Annotated in this window: 16 protein-coding genes and 1 pseudogene; 12 read left to right on the top strand and 5 right to left on the bottom strand. The window is 54.1% G+C overall.

What is annotated here, in order from left to right; genetic code table 11:
- Positions 1-54 precede the first annotated feature (54 nt).
- The 3 genes from ACTHRY_RS08590 (at position 55) to ACTHRY_RS08580 (ending at position 4,364) form a co-directional block, all read left to right on the top strand.
- A complete protein-coding gene (locus tag ACTHRY_RS08590; RefSeq protein ID WP_440374190.1) occupies positions 55-2,454 on the top strand; it encodes an LPS-assembly protein LptD in 2,400 nt (799 codons plus the stop codon).
- Complete coding sequence (locus ACTHRY_RS08585) at positions 2,451-3,440, top strand: peptidylprolyl isomerase (protein ID WP_036493692.1); 990 nt, start codon at positions 2,451-2,453, stop codon at positions 3,438-3,440. The genes ACTHRY_RS08590 and ACTHRY_RS08585 overlap by 4 nt, the downstream gene beginning before the upstream one ends.
- 114 nt (positions 3,441-3,554) lie before the next feature.
- On the top strand, positions 3,555-4,364 hold the full coding sequence (locus ACTHRY_RS08580; RefSeq protein ID WP_049359343.1) for an alpha/beta hydrolase: 810 nt from the start codon (positions 3,555-3,557) through the stop codon (positions 4,362-4,364).
- Positions 4,365-4,639: 275 nt separating this feature from the next.
- Here ACTHRY_RS08580 and ACTHRY_RS08575 read toward each other — a convergent pair whose 3' ends face one another.
- Together ACTHRY_RS08575 and rsmI are read right to left on the bottom strand one after the other, a co-directional pair.
- The gene (locus ACTHRY_RS08575) at positions 4,640-5,260 is read right to left on the bottom strand and encodes a DUF1269 domain-containing protein (RefSeq protein WP_049359340.1); all 621 of its coding nucleotides are present in this window, start codon (positions 5,258-5,260) and stop codon (positions 4,640-4,642) included.
- Positions 5,261-5,477: 217 nt separating this feature from the next.
- Positions 5,478-6,365, bottom strand: a complete 888-nt coding sequence (rsmI, locus tag ACTHRY_RS08570) for a 16S rRNA (cytidine(1402)-2'-O)-methyltransferase (protein WP_049359338.1) — start codon at positions 6,363-6,365, stop codon at positions 5,478-5,480.
- A 65-nt stretch (positions 6,366-6,430) separates the two neighbouring features.
- Here rsmI and ACTHRY_RS08565 point away from each other — a divergent pair, with 65 nt between their 5' ends.
- The 6 genes from ACTHRY_RS08565 to ACTHRY_RS08540 all read left to right on the top strand — a co-directional run bounded on the left by ACTHRY_RS08565 (position 6,431) and on the right by ACTHRY_RS08540 (position 10,278).
- The gene (locus ACTHRY_RS08565) at positions 6,431-6,778 is read left to right on the top strand and encodes a YraN family protein (RefSeq protein WP_049359336.1); all 348 of its coding nucleotides are present in this window, start codon (positions 6,431-6,433) and stop codon (positions 6,776-6,778) included.
- A 4-nt stretch (positions 6,779-6,782) separates the two neighbouring features.
- Entirely contained in the window at positions 6,783-7,376 is a 594-nt protein-coding gene (locus ACTHRY_RS08560; protein WP_049359335.1) for a phosphoheptose isomerase, read from the top strand.
- A 73-nt stretch (positions 7,377-7,449) separates the two neighbouring features.
- A complete protein-coding gene (locus tag ACTHRY_RS08555) occupies positions 7,450-8,061 on the top strand; it encodes a BON domain-containing protein (protein WP_036493677.1) in 612 nt (203 codons plus the stop codon).
- 67 nt (positions 8,062-8,128) lie between these two features.
- Positions 8,129-8,734: a hypothetical protein gene (locus ACTHRY_RS08550; RefSeq protein WP_049359332.1), complete on the top strand. Its 606-nt coding sequence runs from the start codon at positions 8,129-8,131 to the stop codon at positions 8,732-8,734.
- Positions 8,735-8,776: 42 nt separating this feature from the next.
- Positions 8,777-9,577, top strand: coding sequence for a type I methionyl aminopeptidase (gene map / locus ACTHRY_RS08545; RefSeq protein WP_223168906.1), 801 nt, complete (start codon positions 8,777-8,779; stop codon positions 9,575-9,577).
- Between the two features lie 404 nt (positions 9,578-9,981).
- Complete coding sequence (locus ACTHRY_RS08540) at positions 9,982-10,278, top strand: helix-turn-helix domain-containing protein (protein WP_003680641.1); 297 nt, start codon at positions 9,982-9,984, stop codon at positions 10,276-10,278.
- A 94-nt stretch (positions 10,279-10,372) separates the two neighbouring features.
- On the opposite strand, the gene ACTHRY_RS08535 is transcribed toward ACTHRY_RS08540, so the two are convergent.
- The 3 genes from ACTHRY_RS08535 to ACTHRY_RS08525 are packed head-to-tail and all read right to left on the bottom strand — an operon-like array spanning position 10,373 to position 12,761.
- Positions 10,373-11,323, bottom strand: coding sequence for an alpha/beta fold hydrolase (locus ACTHRY_RS08535; protein WP_049359328.1), 951 nt, complete (start codon positions 11,321-11,323; stop codon positions 10,373-10,375).
- Between the two features lie 11 nt (positions 11,324-11,334).
- Complete coding sequence (locus tag ACTHRY_RS08530; protein WP_049359327.1) at positions 11,335-11,961, bottom strand: phosphatase PAP2 family protein; 627 nt, start codon at positions 11,959-11,961, stop codon at positions 11,335-11,337.
- Positions 11,961-12,761 carry a competence/damage-inducible protein A gene (locus tag ACTHRY_RS08525; protein WP_049359324.1) on the bottom strand — a complete coding sequence of 267 codons (801 nt, stop codon included), beginning with the start codon at positions 12,759-12,761 and terminating at the stop codon, positions 11,961-11,963. Before ACTHRY_RS08525 ends, ACTHRY_RS08530 begins: the two co-directional genes overlap by 1 nt.
- Positions 12,762-12,870: 109 nt before the next feature.
- On the opposite strand from ACTHRY_RS08525, the gene argG reads away from it, so the two are divergent.
- The 3 genes and pseudogenes from argG to ACTHRY_RS08510 all read left to right on the top strand — a co-directional run bounded on the left by argG (position 12,871) and on the right by ACTHRY_RS08510 (position 14,682).
- Positions 12,871-14,214 (top strand): argininosuccinate synthase, encoded by a 1,344-nt coding sequence (argG, locus tag ACTHRY_RS08520; protein ID WP_049359322.1) that lies wholly within the window; start codon positions 12,871-12,873, stop codon positions 14,212-14,214.
- A gap of 43 nt (positions 14,215-14,257) precedes the next feature.
- Positions 14,258-14,473, top strand: a complete 216-nt coding sequence (locus tag ACTHRY_RS08515) for a DUF4177 domain-containing protein (protein WP_003749376.1) — start codon at positions 14,258-14,260, stop codon at positions 14,471-14,473.
- A pseudogene (locus ACTHRY_RS08510) lies at positions 14,466-14,682 on the top strand (hypothetical protein). The gene ACTHRY_RS08515 and the pseudogene ACTHRY_RS08510 overlap by 8 nt, the downstream one beginning before the upstream one ends.
- The last annotated feature ends 84 nt before the right edge of the window (positions 14,683-14,766 follow it).

Genomic DNA, 14,766 nt, shown 5'->3' with positions numbered 1-14,766 from the left:
TTTCAGGTTACAATAACCGCTATTCTAACTGGCAAACCGATTTAAGGGGCGATTTTGGCTCGTTTATTTTCACTCAAACCCTTGGTACTCGCCTTAATTATGGGCTTTGGCGCAACAGCCGTGCGCGCGGAAGATGCTTCTGTTCCGCAGGCGGAAGACTATACCCCTGCCCACGCCGCTGAATCCAAACCGGCAAAAACCGGCCAAAGCGAAGCCGATGCGCTTTCCTTGGGCAGCACTTGCCTGTTTTGCGACCACGAAGATGCCAAGCCGGCCGAAACCGCCGAAATCAAACGCAGCGGCGAGCCTGCCCTGCCTGCCGATTACACCCGCGTCAACGCCGATAAAATAGAAGGCCAGACCCAAGTCGGCGTCCGTGCCGAAGGCGACGTCATTGTCGAGCGCAATGCCGATGTTCTCAACGCCGATTGGGCGCAATACGACCAAGCCGCCGATACCGTTACCGCCGGCGACCGCTTTACCCTGTATCAAAACGGTTCGACCGTATCCGGCGACCAATTGGTTTACAACCTCAAAAACCAAACCGGTTCCGGCACTGCCGTGCGCCTCAATACCGAACAAGGCGGCCGCCGCCTTCAAAGTGTCAGCGAAAAAGCCGAACTCAAAGGCAAAGGCCTCTACAAACTCATCAATACCAAATTCAACACCTGTTCGCCCGGCGATGCCAGCTGGTATATCCAAGCGCAAAGCATCGAAGCCGATGAATCGACAGGCATCGGCGTGGCCAAACACGCTTCACTGGTATTCGGCGGCGTCCCCGTCCTCTACACGCCTTGGGCGGACTTCCCCATCAACGGCAACCGCAAAAGCGGCCTGCTCGTTCCGACCATTGCCACCGGTTCAGACGGCCTTGAGCTGAGCCTGCCCTACTACTTCAACCTTGCGCCGAATTTGGATGCCACCTTCCGCCCGGGCATTATCAGTAAACGCGGTGTACAACTGGGCGGCCAAGTGCGTTATCTGCAACCGAATTACAGCGGCGAAGTCGATGGCGACTGGATGCCGAACGACCAAAAAAGCGTCCACAACAACCGCTACCAGTTCAAATGGAAACACCAGCAGCAGCTGAACAGCAAAATCAGCGGCGGCATCAACTACAACCAAGTTTCCGACGACGATTACTACCGCGACTTCTACGGCCGCGAAGACATCGCGCGCAACGTCAACCTCGACCGTCAGGCATGGCTCAATTACAGCGACAAACTGTTGGGCGGCAGCTTCGACGGCTCGTTACGCGTACAAAAATACCAAACGCTGGCCAACCAAGACGGCTATAAGGACGAACCTTATGCCATCATGCCCCGTCTGACCGGCCGTTGGCAAAGCCATCTCGGCAAAGCGCAACTCAACGTGTTCGGCCAATTCACCCGTTTTGACCACGATACCAAGCAAGACGGCAGCCGCGTGGTACTCTACCCGAGCGTTAAATGGGACTTCCACAACCAATGGGGCTACATCCGACCTAAAGTCGGCGTACATGCCACTTATTACAGCCTCAACAGCTTCAACGGCCAAAGCAGCCGCAATGTCAGCCGCGTCCTGCCGATCATCAACGTCGACAGCGGCCTGACTTTCGAGCGCAGGGCCCGTCTATTCGGCGGAGAATACCTGCAAACGCTCGAACCGCGCCTGTTTTACAACTACATTCCGACCAAGTCCCAAAACGACCTGCCCAATTTCGACAGCTCCGAAAACAGCTTTACCTATTCGCAGCTGTTCCGCGAAAACCTGTATTCCGGCAACGACCGCATCAATTCGGCCAACAGCCTGACGCTGGCCACACAAAGCCGCATCCTCAACCCCAATACCGGTGCGGAACTCTTCCGTGCAGGTATCGGCCAGAAGTTTTACTTCAAAAACGACAACGTCCTGCCTGACGGCAGCGTCAGCCGTTATCCGCGCAGCCAGTCCGACTGGGTAGCCTTTGCACACGGCAACATTACCCCGAGCATCCGCATCGACTTGGACATCCACTACAACCAAAACCAAAGCCGTGCCGAAAGCTACGCCGCAGGGGTCGCCTACAACCCCGAACCCGGCAAAGTCTTAAGCGCGCGCTACAAATACGGACGCAACGAGCGCATCTATCTGCAAGCCAACGGCAACTATTTCTACGACAAACTCAGCCAAGTCGACCTTGCTGCCCAATGGCCGTTGAGCAAAAACTTGTACGCCGTCGCCCGTTATAACTACGAAATCGAAGCCAAAAAACCGCTGGAAATGCTCATCGGTGCAGAATACAAAAGCAACTGCGGCTGCTGGAGCGCGAGCTTGGTCGGCCAACGCTATGTTACCGGCGAAAACAGCCACAAAAACGCCGTATTCTTCAACCTCCAACTCAAAGACTTGAGCAATATCGGCAACAACCCATTCGAAAAACTCCGCTTAGCCATCCCCGGTTACAGCAAAACCAACGAGGTAGTCAAACAATGAACTTCAAACCCCTGATTCTCGTCGCCGCACTCACTCTCGCAGTAGGCGCACACGCCGCCCCTAAAGCCAAAGCAGGCAAAGCGCGCGCAGCCAAAGCCCCTGCCGTCAGCGCCACCGCCATGCCCGCCGTACAAAGCGGCGTACATCTTTCAGACGGCATTGCCGCGGTTGTCGACAACGAAGTCATTACCCACCGCCAAGTAGAACAAGCCGTAGCACAAGCACGTCAAACCATGCCGAAAGGCACACAAATGGACGCCAACGAGCTGCGCCAACAGGTTCTGGCACAAATGATCAACCAATCCCTAATCCTCCAAGCCGGCAAACGCCGCAACATCCAAGCGACCGATAGCGAAATCGAAGCCGTCATCGCGCACAACCCCAACATCAAAAATCCGTCTGCCGCCGTCCGTCAAGACATCGCCGACAGCATTATTGTTGAAAAAGTGCGCCAACAGGCCATCATGCAAAACAGCCGCGTCAGCGACTCCGAAGTGGCACGCTACATCGAGCAGGCCAAACAACAAGGCATCACCCTGCCTGAAGCAGACCCTGTGCGCCAATACCATGCCCAACACATCCTCATTAAAGCCGACAACGACAATGCCGCCGTCGGCGCAGAAAGCACCATCCGCAAAATCTACTCACAAGCCCGCAGCGGCGCAGATTTCGGCGGTTTGGCACGCCAATACTCGCAAGACAGCAGCGCCGGCAACGGTGGCGATTTGGGCTGGTTTGCCGACGGCATGATGGTTGCCCCATTTGAAGAAGCCGTCCACAAACTCAAACCCGGCCAAATCAGCGCCCCTGTTCGCACCCAATTCGGCTGGCACATCATCAAGCTGAACGACGTCCGCGAAGCAGGTACGCCTGAAGAGCGTCAACAAAACGCCGTCCGCCAATACCTGTCCCAACAAAAAGCGCAACAGGCGACCACCAACCTCCTGCGCGAACTGCACAGCAGCTCCTATGTTGACGTACGCTAATCGCGCGTATTGTTAAAAAGGCAGAAATCCGTACAATAAGGCCGTCTGAAATCCATTGTTCAGACGGCCTTCTCTCCTTTTACTTAAGCAACCCATTGATTAAAGCACCCCATCATGCCCATCCGCTCCAACTGGCAAACCGCCACCCTGCTGCAAGCCGAAGAAACCTCCGTTACCTCTACCCACACCGGCCGTACCTACCGCATTCAAGCCGCGGCACTCGGCGAACGTCCGGCAGGCGGCTATCCCGTGCTGTATATTCTTGACGGTGATGCCTTTTTTCCCGCCATCCTCAATATGGCGCAATCCCTGCTCATCAATCCCATTACCAAAAGCCATGCCGCCTGTCTGATTGTCGGTATCGGCTACACCGGCGGCAACATCCGCGACTTAAGCCAACGCGCACTCGACTACACGCCGCCGCTGCCCGACAACGCGCCCGAATCCGAACGCAAACAATACGGCCAAGCAGACCGCTTCAGCCGCTTTATCGATGACGAACTCTCCACCCTGCTCGACAGCAAATACCGCATCGATACCCAAAACCAAGCCGTCTTCGGCCATTCGTTCGGCGCACTGTACGGCCTCTATTCCCTGTTCACCCGTCCCGAACGATTCCGCCATTATTTGCTGGTTTCGCCGTCTATCTGGTGGCAAGACCGCCGCGTACTCGATTGGCTGCCCGACGCTTTGCCGCAAGGAATCGGCATCCGCCTTGGCGCAGGCGAGCATGAAGGCAGAAACAACCGCCCCGACCAAACCAGCCGCGGCATGGTCGCACAAGCCAAAATCCTTGCCGGCACTTTGCACCACCTCGGCGCAGATGTCCGCTTTACCCTCTACCCCAACGCCAATCACGGCAACGCCCCGTTTTACGCCCTGACCGACTGCATCGAATATTTGCGCAGCGCATGGCAGCGTTGAAGCAGGTTTGCCAAACATTGAGGCCGTCTGAAACGCAAACTTAGAAGCGTATTGAACCTATTGGATCGATCTAAAATCCAATTATAAAAAGGCCGAGACCTTTGCAATAACATAGACCTTTGCAATAACATAGGTTGAGACCTTTGCAAAGGTCTCGGGGCATGAAAAAGGGAGAGGCTACCTGAAAAATAGATTTTCAGGTAGCCTCAAACCGGTTTGGCATGCATCCGAAACGGAAAATTTGAGCGGTTACATACCTTGGGTTGGTGGCAGTGTTATTTCAACTTGGCTGCCAATTCGTCGAATTTTTGTTTGATGTCGGCCTTGAAGGCTTCCACTTTCTCTTTGCGTTCGGCTTTGCGCTGTTTTTTCCAAGCTTCGTGTGCCTGACGTGCCACTTCTTCCTGCGCTTCTATTGCTGCCAATACGTCCTGTTGGGCAACGGCTGCATCTTGCCGGAGAATAACGGTTTTGAAACGGTGGAAGAAAGCATCCAATACAGCCTCGTCGGATTCTTGCGCCAAAATAATGATTGCAGTACTGCCGTTATCCAGTTTTTTGGCTGTATTTTCCAGCAACGCCCCCTCTTCCAATGTTTGGGCAGTACCTGCATCACTGCCGATGAGTGCGCCAGTAGCTCCACCCAACAGAACACCGATAGGACCGCCAAGAATGCCGACCAGTGAACCAATGAGGCCGCCCGTCCATGTGCCTTCGACCGTATTGGCGGTAAAGTCGGTGCTTTCTGCTGGGATAATCAGGTCATTTTCCTTTTTAACCAAAACGGCTTGTGCCACCAAAGTATCTGTTGTCTGCGAGTAAGCTTTCAATTCAGAAAAGGCTTGATAAGCTTCGCTGGAGATGTTGAATAAGGCAACGATGATGTTTTGTTTCATAAGTCCACTCCCGTAGATTGAAAGATTTAAGAACATACTAGTTGTATGCAGTGTCATTATAAATTGCAAGGGGGGGGGAAGCAATGCGGCAAACAAAACTTTGCCTATATAAAGCCTGTAGAACCGGCAAACGGATAACGAACAATACCCAGCCTTGCCTGTAGGAAATCGTCGCATCGTTCACACCACAGGTTGAGAGAAATAAGCCTGCAAGACCTCAAGCGTCGTCTGAAATCCGTTTCCACTCCAACGCTAAATCGTACAAGGCTTTTTTGCTTTCGCCGGTAATCTTGGCGGCAAGCTCGGCGGCCTGTTTGATCGGCAACTCAGCCGCAAGGATTTTCATCGTGTTTTGCGCCGCCTCGGGCAAATCGCTGTGTTTCTCTTTCACCGCAGGGTGCAACACCAGCACCATTTCTCCACGCGTTTGGTTGCTGTCGTTTTTAAGGGCGGCTTGGATTTCGGCAACCGTGCCGCTGAGGAAGGTTTCAAACGTTTTGGTGATTTCGCGCGCCAAAGTCAAACGGCGTTCGGGGAACTGCGCGGCCATATCCGCAAGGCTTGCTTCGATACGGTGCGGCGTTTCAAACATCACAATCGGAAAATCGGCTTCCGCCCATTTGGCCAACAGCTTTTGGCGTTCGCCGGTCTTAGGCGGCAAGAAACCGTTGAAATAAAAATCAGATTCCGTCACACCGGCCACGCTCAACGCCCCCATGACCGCGCTTGCGCCGATCACTGGCACCACTTTAAATCCGGCTTCGCGCACGCGGGCGGCAAGTTTCGCACCCGGATCGCACACCGCAGGCGTGCCCGCATCCGAAACTTGGGCGACGCTCAGGCCGTCTGAAAGATGGGCGATGATTTTATCGGCCATTTGCTGCTCGTTGTGTTCGCGCACGCTCACGAGTTTGCCCTGAATACCGTACGCACTCAAAAGCTGGGCGGTAACACGGGTGTCCTCGGCGCAGATCATGTCGGCCTTTTGCAGCACGGCCAGCGCGCGCAGCGTTATGTCGGCTAAATTGCCGATGGGTGTGGCGACAACGTATAATGTCTGTTTTTCGATGCTGTCGACGGCTTTTTGCAGGTGTTTTGTGTACATAGATTCAAGGCCGTCTGAAACGGCGTCTCTTTAAAAACAATAATTATATAACGGGTAAACTTTTCATGCGCTTAAACCACAAACAGGGGGCGGCGGCCGAAGATGCGGCACTGGCGTTCCTACAGGCCAAAGGCTGCTCGCTGCTGGCTCGGAACTGGCATTGTGCCTACGGCGAAATCGATTTAATCGTCAAAAACGGCGGTACGATTGTGTTTGTTGAAGTAAAATACCGCAAAAACCGAGGTTTCGGTGGTGCCGCATACAGCATCTCGCCGTCCAAATTATTGAAATTGCAACGAAGTGTAGAGTATTATCTGCAAAAGCACGGGTTAAACCATGCGCCCTGCCGCCTGGACGCGGTACTGATCGAGGGCGACGGCCCGCCCGAATGGATTCAAAATATTACAGGTTAACCTCATGACAACATTACAAGAACGCGTTTCCGCACATTTTGCCGAGAGCATCCGCGCCAAGCAGGAAGCTGAAAAAGTACTGGTCGAGCCGACCGCACAGGCCGCCGAGCTGATGCTGCAATGCCTGATGAACGACGGCAAAATCCTAGCCTGCGGCAACGGCGGTTCGGCTGCCGACGCGCAACACTTCGCCGCCGAAATGACCGGCCGTTTTGAAAAAGAACGCATGGAATTGGCCGCTGTCGCGCTGACGACGGATACTTCCGCACTGACCGCCATCGGCAACGACTACGGTTTCGACCACGTATTCAGCAAACAAGTGCGCGCGCTCGGACGTGCCGGCGACGTATTGGTCGGCATCTCCACCTCCGGCAATTCCGCCAACGTCATCGAAGCCATCAAAGCGGCACACGAACGCGATATGCACGTCATCGCCATGACCGGACGCGACGGCGGCAAAATCGCCGCCATGCTCAAAGATACCGACGTTTTGCTCAACGTCCCTTATCCGCGCACCGCCCGCGTTCAGGAAAACCATATCCTGCTGATACACGCCATGTGCGACTGTATCGACTCCGCCCTGCTTGAAGGCATGTAACCCTTTCTTTTCAGACGGCCCATCCCTTAAAAGCCGTCTGAACGCCCAACCGTCCATACCCAAGGAAAAGGATATGAAGAATATCAAACGCTACGCCCTCCCCGTTCTGACAGCGACCCTCTTGAGCCTGAGTCTGAGCGGCTGCGTCGGCGCACTGATCGGCGGTGCTGCCGTCGGCACCAAATCCGCCGTCGACCGCCGCACCACAGGCGCGCAAACCGACGACAACGTTATGGCCCTGCGTGTCGAAACCACCGCACGCTCCTACCTGCGCCAAAACAACCAAGTCGAAGGCTACAAGCCCAAACTGAACGTTGTCGGCTACAACCGCCACCTGCTCCTGCTCGGCCAAGTGGCCACCGAAGGCGAAAAACAATTTGTTGAACGTATCGCCCGTTCCGAACAAGCCGCAGAAGGCGTGTACAACTACATTACCGTCGCCTCGCAAGCGCGTTCGCTCGGCGACGTGACCAACGACACCTGGGGCACATCCAAAGTCCGCGCCGCCCTGTTGGGCCTCAGCCCGGCCACCCAAGCACGTGTCAAAATCGTAACTTACGGCAACGTGACCTATGTCATGGGTATCCTCACGCCCGACGAGCAAGCTCGCGTGACCCAAAAAGTCAGCACGACCGTCGGCGTACAAAAAGTCGTGACCCTCTATCAAAACTACGTTGCCAACTGATTCACAGGCAACCCGGGGCCGTCTGAATATTCAGACGGCCATTCCTCCAACGATTACCTGACCCATCATGTCCAAGAATAATAAAACCCCTTTCCAACTTAAGCCCAAACACCTAATCCGCGCTTTATTCCTTGTCAGCTTTATCGCCGTCGCAGCCCTTGTCGCCGGCGTATTCAGCACCCTAAACTCCGGTAAAACCGACGTACCCGAAAAAAGCCCTGCCGAACAAACCGATACACGCATTGAAGTTTGGCGCCCCAACGGCGCAGTCGAACCTGAAACCGTCCAACCCGCCCAAGAAGGCGACGAAAAAACCGCCTCCGGCAATCCTGTCGTCCCACAAAACGAAAAAGGCGACAAAGCCGAAGAAGGTGCAAAAAACGACCGGCCTGCCGCACACCGCGGCAAACGCACAGAAAACAAACGCGCCGAAACTGACAAATCAGAAAAAACACAATCCGACAACAGCAGCCCTGCCGCTCAAAACACACCTCAAGCAGACAGCCAGCCGGTAGCAAACAAAGCCGCAGACAGCAAACCGGCCGCACAAGCAGCAGAAAACAAACCGGCAAAAGCCAAAGCCCCCGAATCCAAACCGACTCCCAAAGCCGAGCCTGAGGCCAAACCACAAGCCAAACCGCGCAACAAAGACAATCTCGACAACCTGTTTTAAACAGACGGCACACCCGTCCCGTTCAGACGGCCCCCATGCCGTCTGAAACAAGAAGGAAACCTCATGGACAAAGTCATCATCAAAACCCCCGAAGAAATCGAAAAAATGCGCGAACTCGGCCGCTTGGTCGCCGAAGCCCTCGACTACATCGGCCAATTCGTCAAACCCGGCGTCACCACCAACGAAATCGACAAACTCGTTTACGACTACCACGTCAACGTTCAAGGCGGTTATCCGGCCCCCCTCAACTACGGCAACCCGCCCTACCCGAAATCCTGCTGCACCTCCGTCAACCACGTTATCTGCCACGGCATTCCAGATGACAAGCCGCTGAAAGAAGGCGACATCGTCAACATCGACCTGACCATCAAAAAAGACGGCTTCCACGGCGACTCCAGCCGCATGTTTACCGTCGGCAAAGTCTCACCGATTGCCCAGCGCCTGATCGACGTGACCCACGCCTCCATGATGGCGGGTATCGAAGCGGTCAAACCCGGCGCCACTCTCGGCGACGTCGGCTATGCCTGCCAACAGGTTGCAGAAAATGCCGGCTACTCCGTAGTTCAAGAATTCTGCGGCCACGGCATCGGCCGCGGTTTCCACGAAGCGCCGCAAGTGGTCCATTACGGCCGCAAAGGTCAGGGCCTCGTCCTCAAACCGGGCATGATTTTTACCATCGAGCCGATGATCAACCAAGGCAAACGCCACCTGCGTATCCTGAACGACGGTTGGACAGTGGTTACCAAAGACCGCTCCCTTTCCGCCCAATGGGAACACGAAGTCTTGGTTACCGAAACCGGCTACGAAATCCTCACCATCAGTCCTGCCACCGGCAAGCCTTAAACTTGAAAAATTTTCAGGTCGTCTGAAAATACAGATTCAGACGGCCTGAAATTTATCCGTTTTCCCGACCCGTCAAACCGAATAAAAGCTCAAAATTAAGTTTTTACCCATAATGAATTGTTTAGTTGTGTAAAAATTTGCCCACGCCATATTTAAGATAATCGCATAATTTAATGATTTATATGCCAAAAATTATACGAAATAATGAATTAAGAAATATTTACACAAATTATGGCAAACAGCGGCAAACTTCTTTCGAATATACTGTCTAATTATCTAGATCAGTCATTTGCAATACGCCCACATATCACCCCAAAAGCCTACAGGAAAAGGGATGCCGGCATTCTTGCAGACCCATTTTTATGCCTAGAGGCATGCAACAAATACCACAATAAGGAAGATTCATGAAATCGTTCGAAAAAATTGAAAACATCCGCGATATCCGTAAAAAACTCGGCCTGAACCAAATGGACTTCTGGAGCCGCATCGGTGTGACTCAATCCGGTGGTTCCCGTTACGAATCCGGCCGCAATATGCCTAAACCTGTACGCGAATTGCTGCGTTTGGTACACATCGAGCGCGTCGATTTGGCTAAAGTAAACCGTGACGACTTGGCCGTTGCGTCCTTGCTGAAAAACCGCGACCCTGAGTTGTACGCTTCTCTGAAAAAAGAAGCCAAAGCCGACAACAAAGGCAAATAATCAAGCCATTCAAAAGGCCGTCTGAAACTTGTTTTCAGACGGCCTTTTTACTTTCTACACTCTAAGGGCATGTCGCATATATGCCCTTTCTCCTTTACGGCTGATACTGCTTGAAATAGTCCAACACCGTTTGCGGCAGCCATTGCAGATTCAGACGGCCCCGATCGCGGCTGACGAAGCCGACATGACCGCCGTATGCCGGTTGCAGCAGCGTAACGGCCGAGGACACGTCCCGCCCGGTCGGCAGGGCTTCCGGCGGCAGGAAGGGGTCGTTGACGGCATTGAGCAGCAGCAACGGCGTATCCACGCCTTTCAGAAACGGTTTGCAGGAATTGCGGCGGTAGTAATCGTGGCGGTCGGCAAAACCGTGAAGCGGCGCGGTAAAGCGGTCGTCAAAATCGCCAAGCGTTTTGCAGTTTTGCCGGCTCAAGGCCGTCTGAAACTGAGGAATCGCTCGGGCTTTCGGCAGCAGCGAATTCAAAAAATAGCGCGTGTAAATCAGTCGCGTCATGCCCTGATCAAAACGCGTACCTGCCGCTACGGCATCAACCGGTGCGGAAACGACGGCAGAAGCGCGCGGAACGGCATTGCTGCCCTGCTCGCCCAAATATTTGGCCAGGGCATTGCCCCCCAAAGAAACGCCGACGGCGTAAATGGTTGAATAGCGTCGGGCCAGCGTGTTGAGCATAAAGGCGATTTCAGTCGTATCGCCGAGGTGGTAGAACACGGGCGCGGTATTTGCGATGCCGCCGCAACTGCGGAAATGGGCGACCACGCCGTTCCAACCGCGCTGCTGTACGGCTTTCATCAATTCGACCGCGTAATGGCTTTCGCTGCTGCCTTCCAGTCCGTGGAACAAAACCACCAGCGGCGCATCGGGGTCGGTGCTGTCGACAAAATCGTAGGCAACTTGGGTTTTGCCGGTGCTGTCGGGCAGAAGCTCGCGGCGGTAGTCGGGCGCCTTGCCTTGCAGCAACTTGGCAAACAGAGTGTCGGCGTGGCCGTTTCTGAGCCAATAAGGCGTGTTGGGTGAACGTGTATTCATAATTATTTCTTCTATTTTTCAGACGGCCTGAAGATGAGCATATACACCAGCAAGGCAGTCAGCGTGCCGTTTGTCCAGCCTGCCCAAACGTCGGTGGGATAATGCACGCCCAAATAAACGCGTGAAAACCCGGTCAACAGGGCAAAGGCAATACCGCCTATCCAAGCGGCGCGGCGGTAGCGCGTGCGGCGGCAAAGCAATATCAACATGACGGCAATGGCGGCGGAAAACGTGCTGTGGCCGCTGGGGAAGGAAAAATTGCTTTCTTCAATCAGGCGAGGCCAAAGCAGCGGGCGTTCGCGGGCAAACCATACCTTCACAATCAGCATGTTCACAGTCGGCACCAATGCCGCCAACACGCAAAACAGTGCCTCTCGCTTTTTATCGGCGAAATACAGGGCGGCGGCAACCGCGCCGATCAGCGGCACGGCAATCGCGGTTTTGCCCAGATAGTGCAACACGGTGGCAATCGGGGCAAACCATGTGCCCGCGTGGGCATGGACGGCGTGCATCAGCGGCGGCTCGAAAGCAAAGCCGCCATATTGCGCCAGCCCAATGCCGATGATGAGGGTCGGCGGTAAAAACAGCAAAGAAGCGAAAGCCAGTGCGCGTTTGGCTTGGGCCGGAGACAAGTGCATTATTCCACCGTTTCTTTCAAAGTCGCGCCAATCGCCTGCAAACCCTGCAACGCATCTGCCCACGCTGCATCCAACAAGCGGCAGGCCTCGCCTTCCGCCTTGATGCCGAACTCGATATGCGGCGGAATATAACGGCCGTCTGAATCGGTACGGCCCACGGTGGGCAGGCTGTACGAACGGACACCGGCGTAGGTACGCTCAAGATGTTCCATAATCGGCGTAATGCGCGATTCGGGTTGGTCGAATACATACACGCTGCGGCTGCCGCGTTCGGTTTGGTTGAAGCAGTCGGCGTAATAAGTTTCCAATACCCATTCGGCCATCGGGTGCGCCATCACAGGGAAACCGGGGAAGAAATAATGCTCGCGGATGGAAAATCCGGCGATGTTGTTAAACGGATTGGGCACCAATTCCGCACCTTCGGGAAAATCCGCCATTTTCAGGCGTTGGGCGTGTTCCGGCGAATCAAGCGGCTCGCCGCGTTTCAGGGTTACGCCTTCGATAAACTTGGCGGCTTCAGGATGGCGGACAACGGGCAAATCCAAAGCAGCCGCTGCGGCTTGGCGCGTGTGGTCGTCAGGTGTAGAGCCGATACCGCCGGTAACGAAAGTCGGCAGGCCGTCTGAAAAACTGCGGCGCAGTTGTTTGACCAGCAATTCGGGTTCATCGGGCAGATATTGCACCTGATTGAGTTTCAGCCCGCGCGATTCCAATAAAGATTTGAAAAAGGCGAAATGCTTGTCTTGGCGGCTGCCGTGCAGGATTTCATCGCCGATGATAATGAGGTTAAAAGCGTTCATGATGAGGTTTCTTTAATACGGCCTTCCGAACATTCAGACGGCCTATTGCTGACAATGTATTCCATTTATAAGATAATGGTTTCAACTTTTCAAGTCTGGAGAAATTCCCATGAGCCAAAACCATACCATTTTACAAAATCTCCCCGTTGGCCAAAAAGTCGGCATCGCCTTCTCCGGCGGCCTCGATACCTCTGCCGCGCTGTTGTGGATGAAACTCAAAGGCGCGCTGCCTTATGCCTATACTGCCAACCTCGGCCAGCCCGACGAAGACGACTACAACGCCATTCCCAAAAAAGCGATGGAATACGGTGCGGAAAACGCCCGCCTGATTGACTGCCGCACGCAGTTGGCACACGAAGGCATCGCCGCCATCCAATGCGGCGCGTTCCACGTTTCCACCGGCGGCATCGCCTACTTCAACACCACGCCTTTGGGCCGCGCCGTAACCGGCACCATGCTCGTTTCCGCCATGAAAGAAGACGACGTCAACATCTGGGGCGACGGCAGCACCTACAAAGGCAACGACATCGAGCGTTTCTACCGCTACGGCCTGTTAACCAACCCGGCGCTGAAAATCTACAAACCTTGGCTCGACCAACAATTTATCGACGAACTCGGCGGCCGTCACGAAATGAGCGAATTTTTGATTGCCAACGGCTTCAACTACAAAATGTCGGTTGAAAAAGCCTACTCTACCGACTCCAACATGCTGGGTGCCACCCACGAAGCCAAAGACTTGGAATTCCTCAACAGCGGCATCAAAATCGTCAAGCCCATCATGGGCGTTGCCTTCTGGGACGAAAACGTCGAAGTCAAACCTGAAGAAGTCAGCGTACGCTTTGAAGAAGGCGTACCGGTTGCATTAAACGGCAAAGAATACGCCGACCCCGTCGAACTCTTCCTCGAAGCCAACCGCATCGGCGGCCGCCACGGCTTGGGCATGAGCGACCAAATCGAAAACCGCATCATCGAAGCAAAATCGCGCGGCATCTACGAAGCCCCGGGCATGGCATTATTCCACATCGCCTACGAGCGTTTGGTTACCGGTATCCACAACGAAGACACCATCGAACAATACCGCATCAACGGCCTGCGCCTCGGCCGCCTGCTCTACCAAGGCCGCTGGTTTGACAGCCAAGCCCTCATGTTGCGCGAAACCGCCCAACGCTGGGTCGCCAAAGCCATCACCGGCGAAGTCACCCTCGAGCTGCGCCGTGGCAACGACTACTCGATTCTGAACACAGAATCGCCTAACCTGACCTACCAACCGGAACGCCTGAGTATGGAAAAAGTCGAAGACGCAGCGTTCACACCGCTCGACCGCATCGGCCAACTGACCATGCGCAACCTCGACATCACCGACACCCGCGCCAAACTGGGTATCTACTCGCAAAGCGGTTTGTTGGCATTGGGCGAAGGCTCCGTATTACCGCAATTGAATAATAAGGAGTAGAATCAGGGGGCTTTAAAGCCCCCTTATTTTTTAAAGGAATAAAATGAAAGAATATAAAGCTGTCATTTATCAAGAGAACCTGCTTTCCAGTTTGGTTTTCGGCAGCGCCAAAATCAATCCGGTCAAATTCAGCGATTTCCTCAACAGCCACGCTTCGCAAGGATGGAAGGTCGTTACCATGGAAAAAGACCAGCGCCGCATGCTGCTGTTTTTCGTGCGTGAAGCCTACGTCGTCATTTTGGAAAAAGAACGTGTTTAAACTCGGCGTCTATGCCTGTCTCGGATTGTTCGTCAGCTGGGTGTTGCTCTTGATTTTGCAACTTTGGTTTTCCTTCATCGATGCCGATTTGTTTCTCAAAATCACCCTTGACCATGGCAGGTCTTTTCATTATCATTCTGGCCAGTTTGCTGGTCATCAGCCAGTATTTTTCCGAAAAGAAAATGAAGGATGACGGATTTATCAACTGATACTACTTCAGGAAGCACCATGTATGCTTTATCCGAAACCTTGACGCAACATCCTTGTTTAATAGACGAGGCCGTCTGAAATTT

Source organism: Neisseria sp. P0004.S004 (assembly GCF_051963335.1).
GTDB lineage: Bacteria > Pseudomonadota > Gammaproteobacteria > Burkholderiales > Neisseriaceae > Neisseria.
The sequence above is the reverse complement of the archived record's forward strand: the minus strand, read 5'-3'. Positions and strand labels throughout refer to the sequence as shown.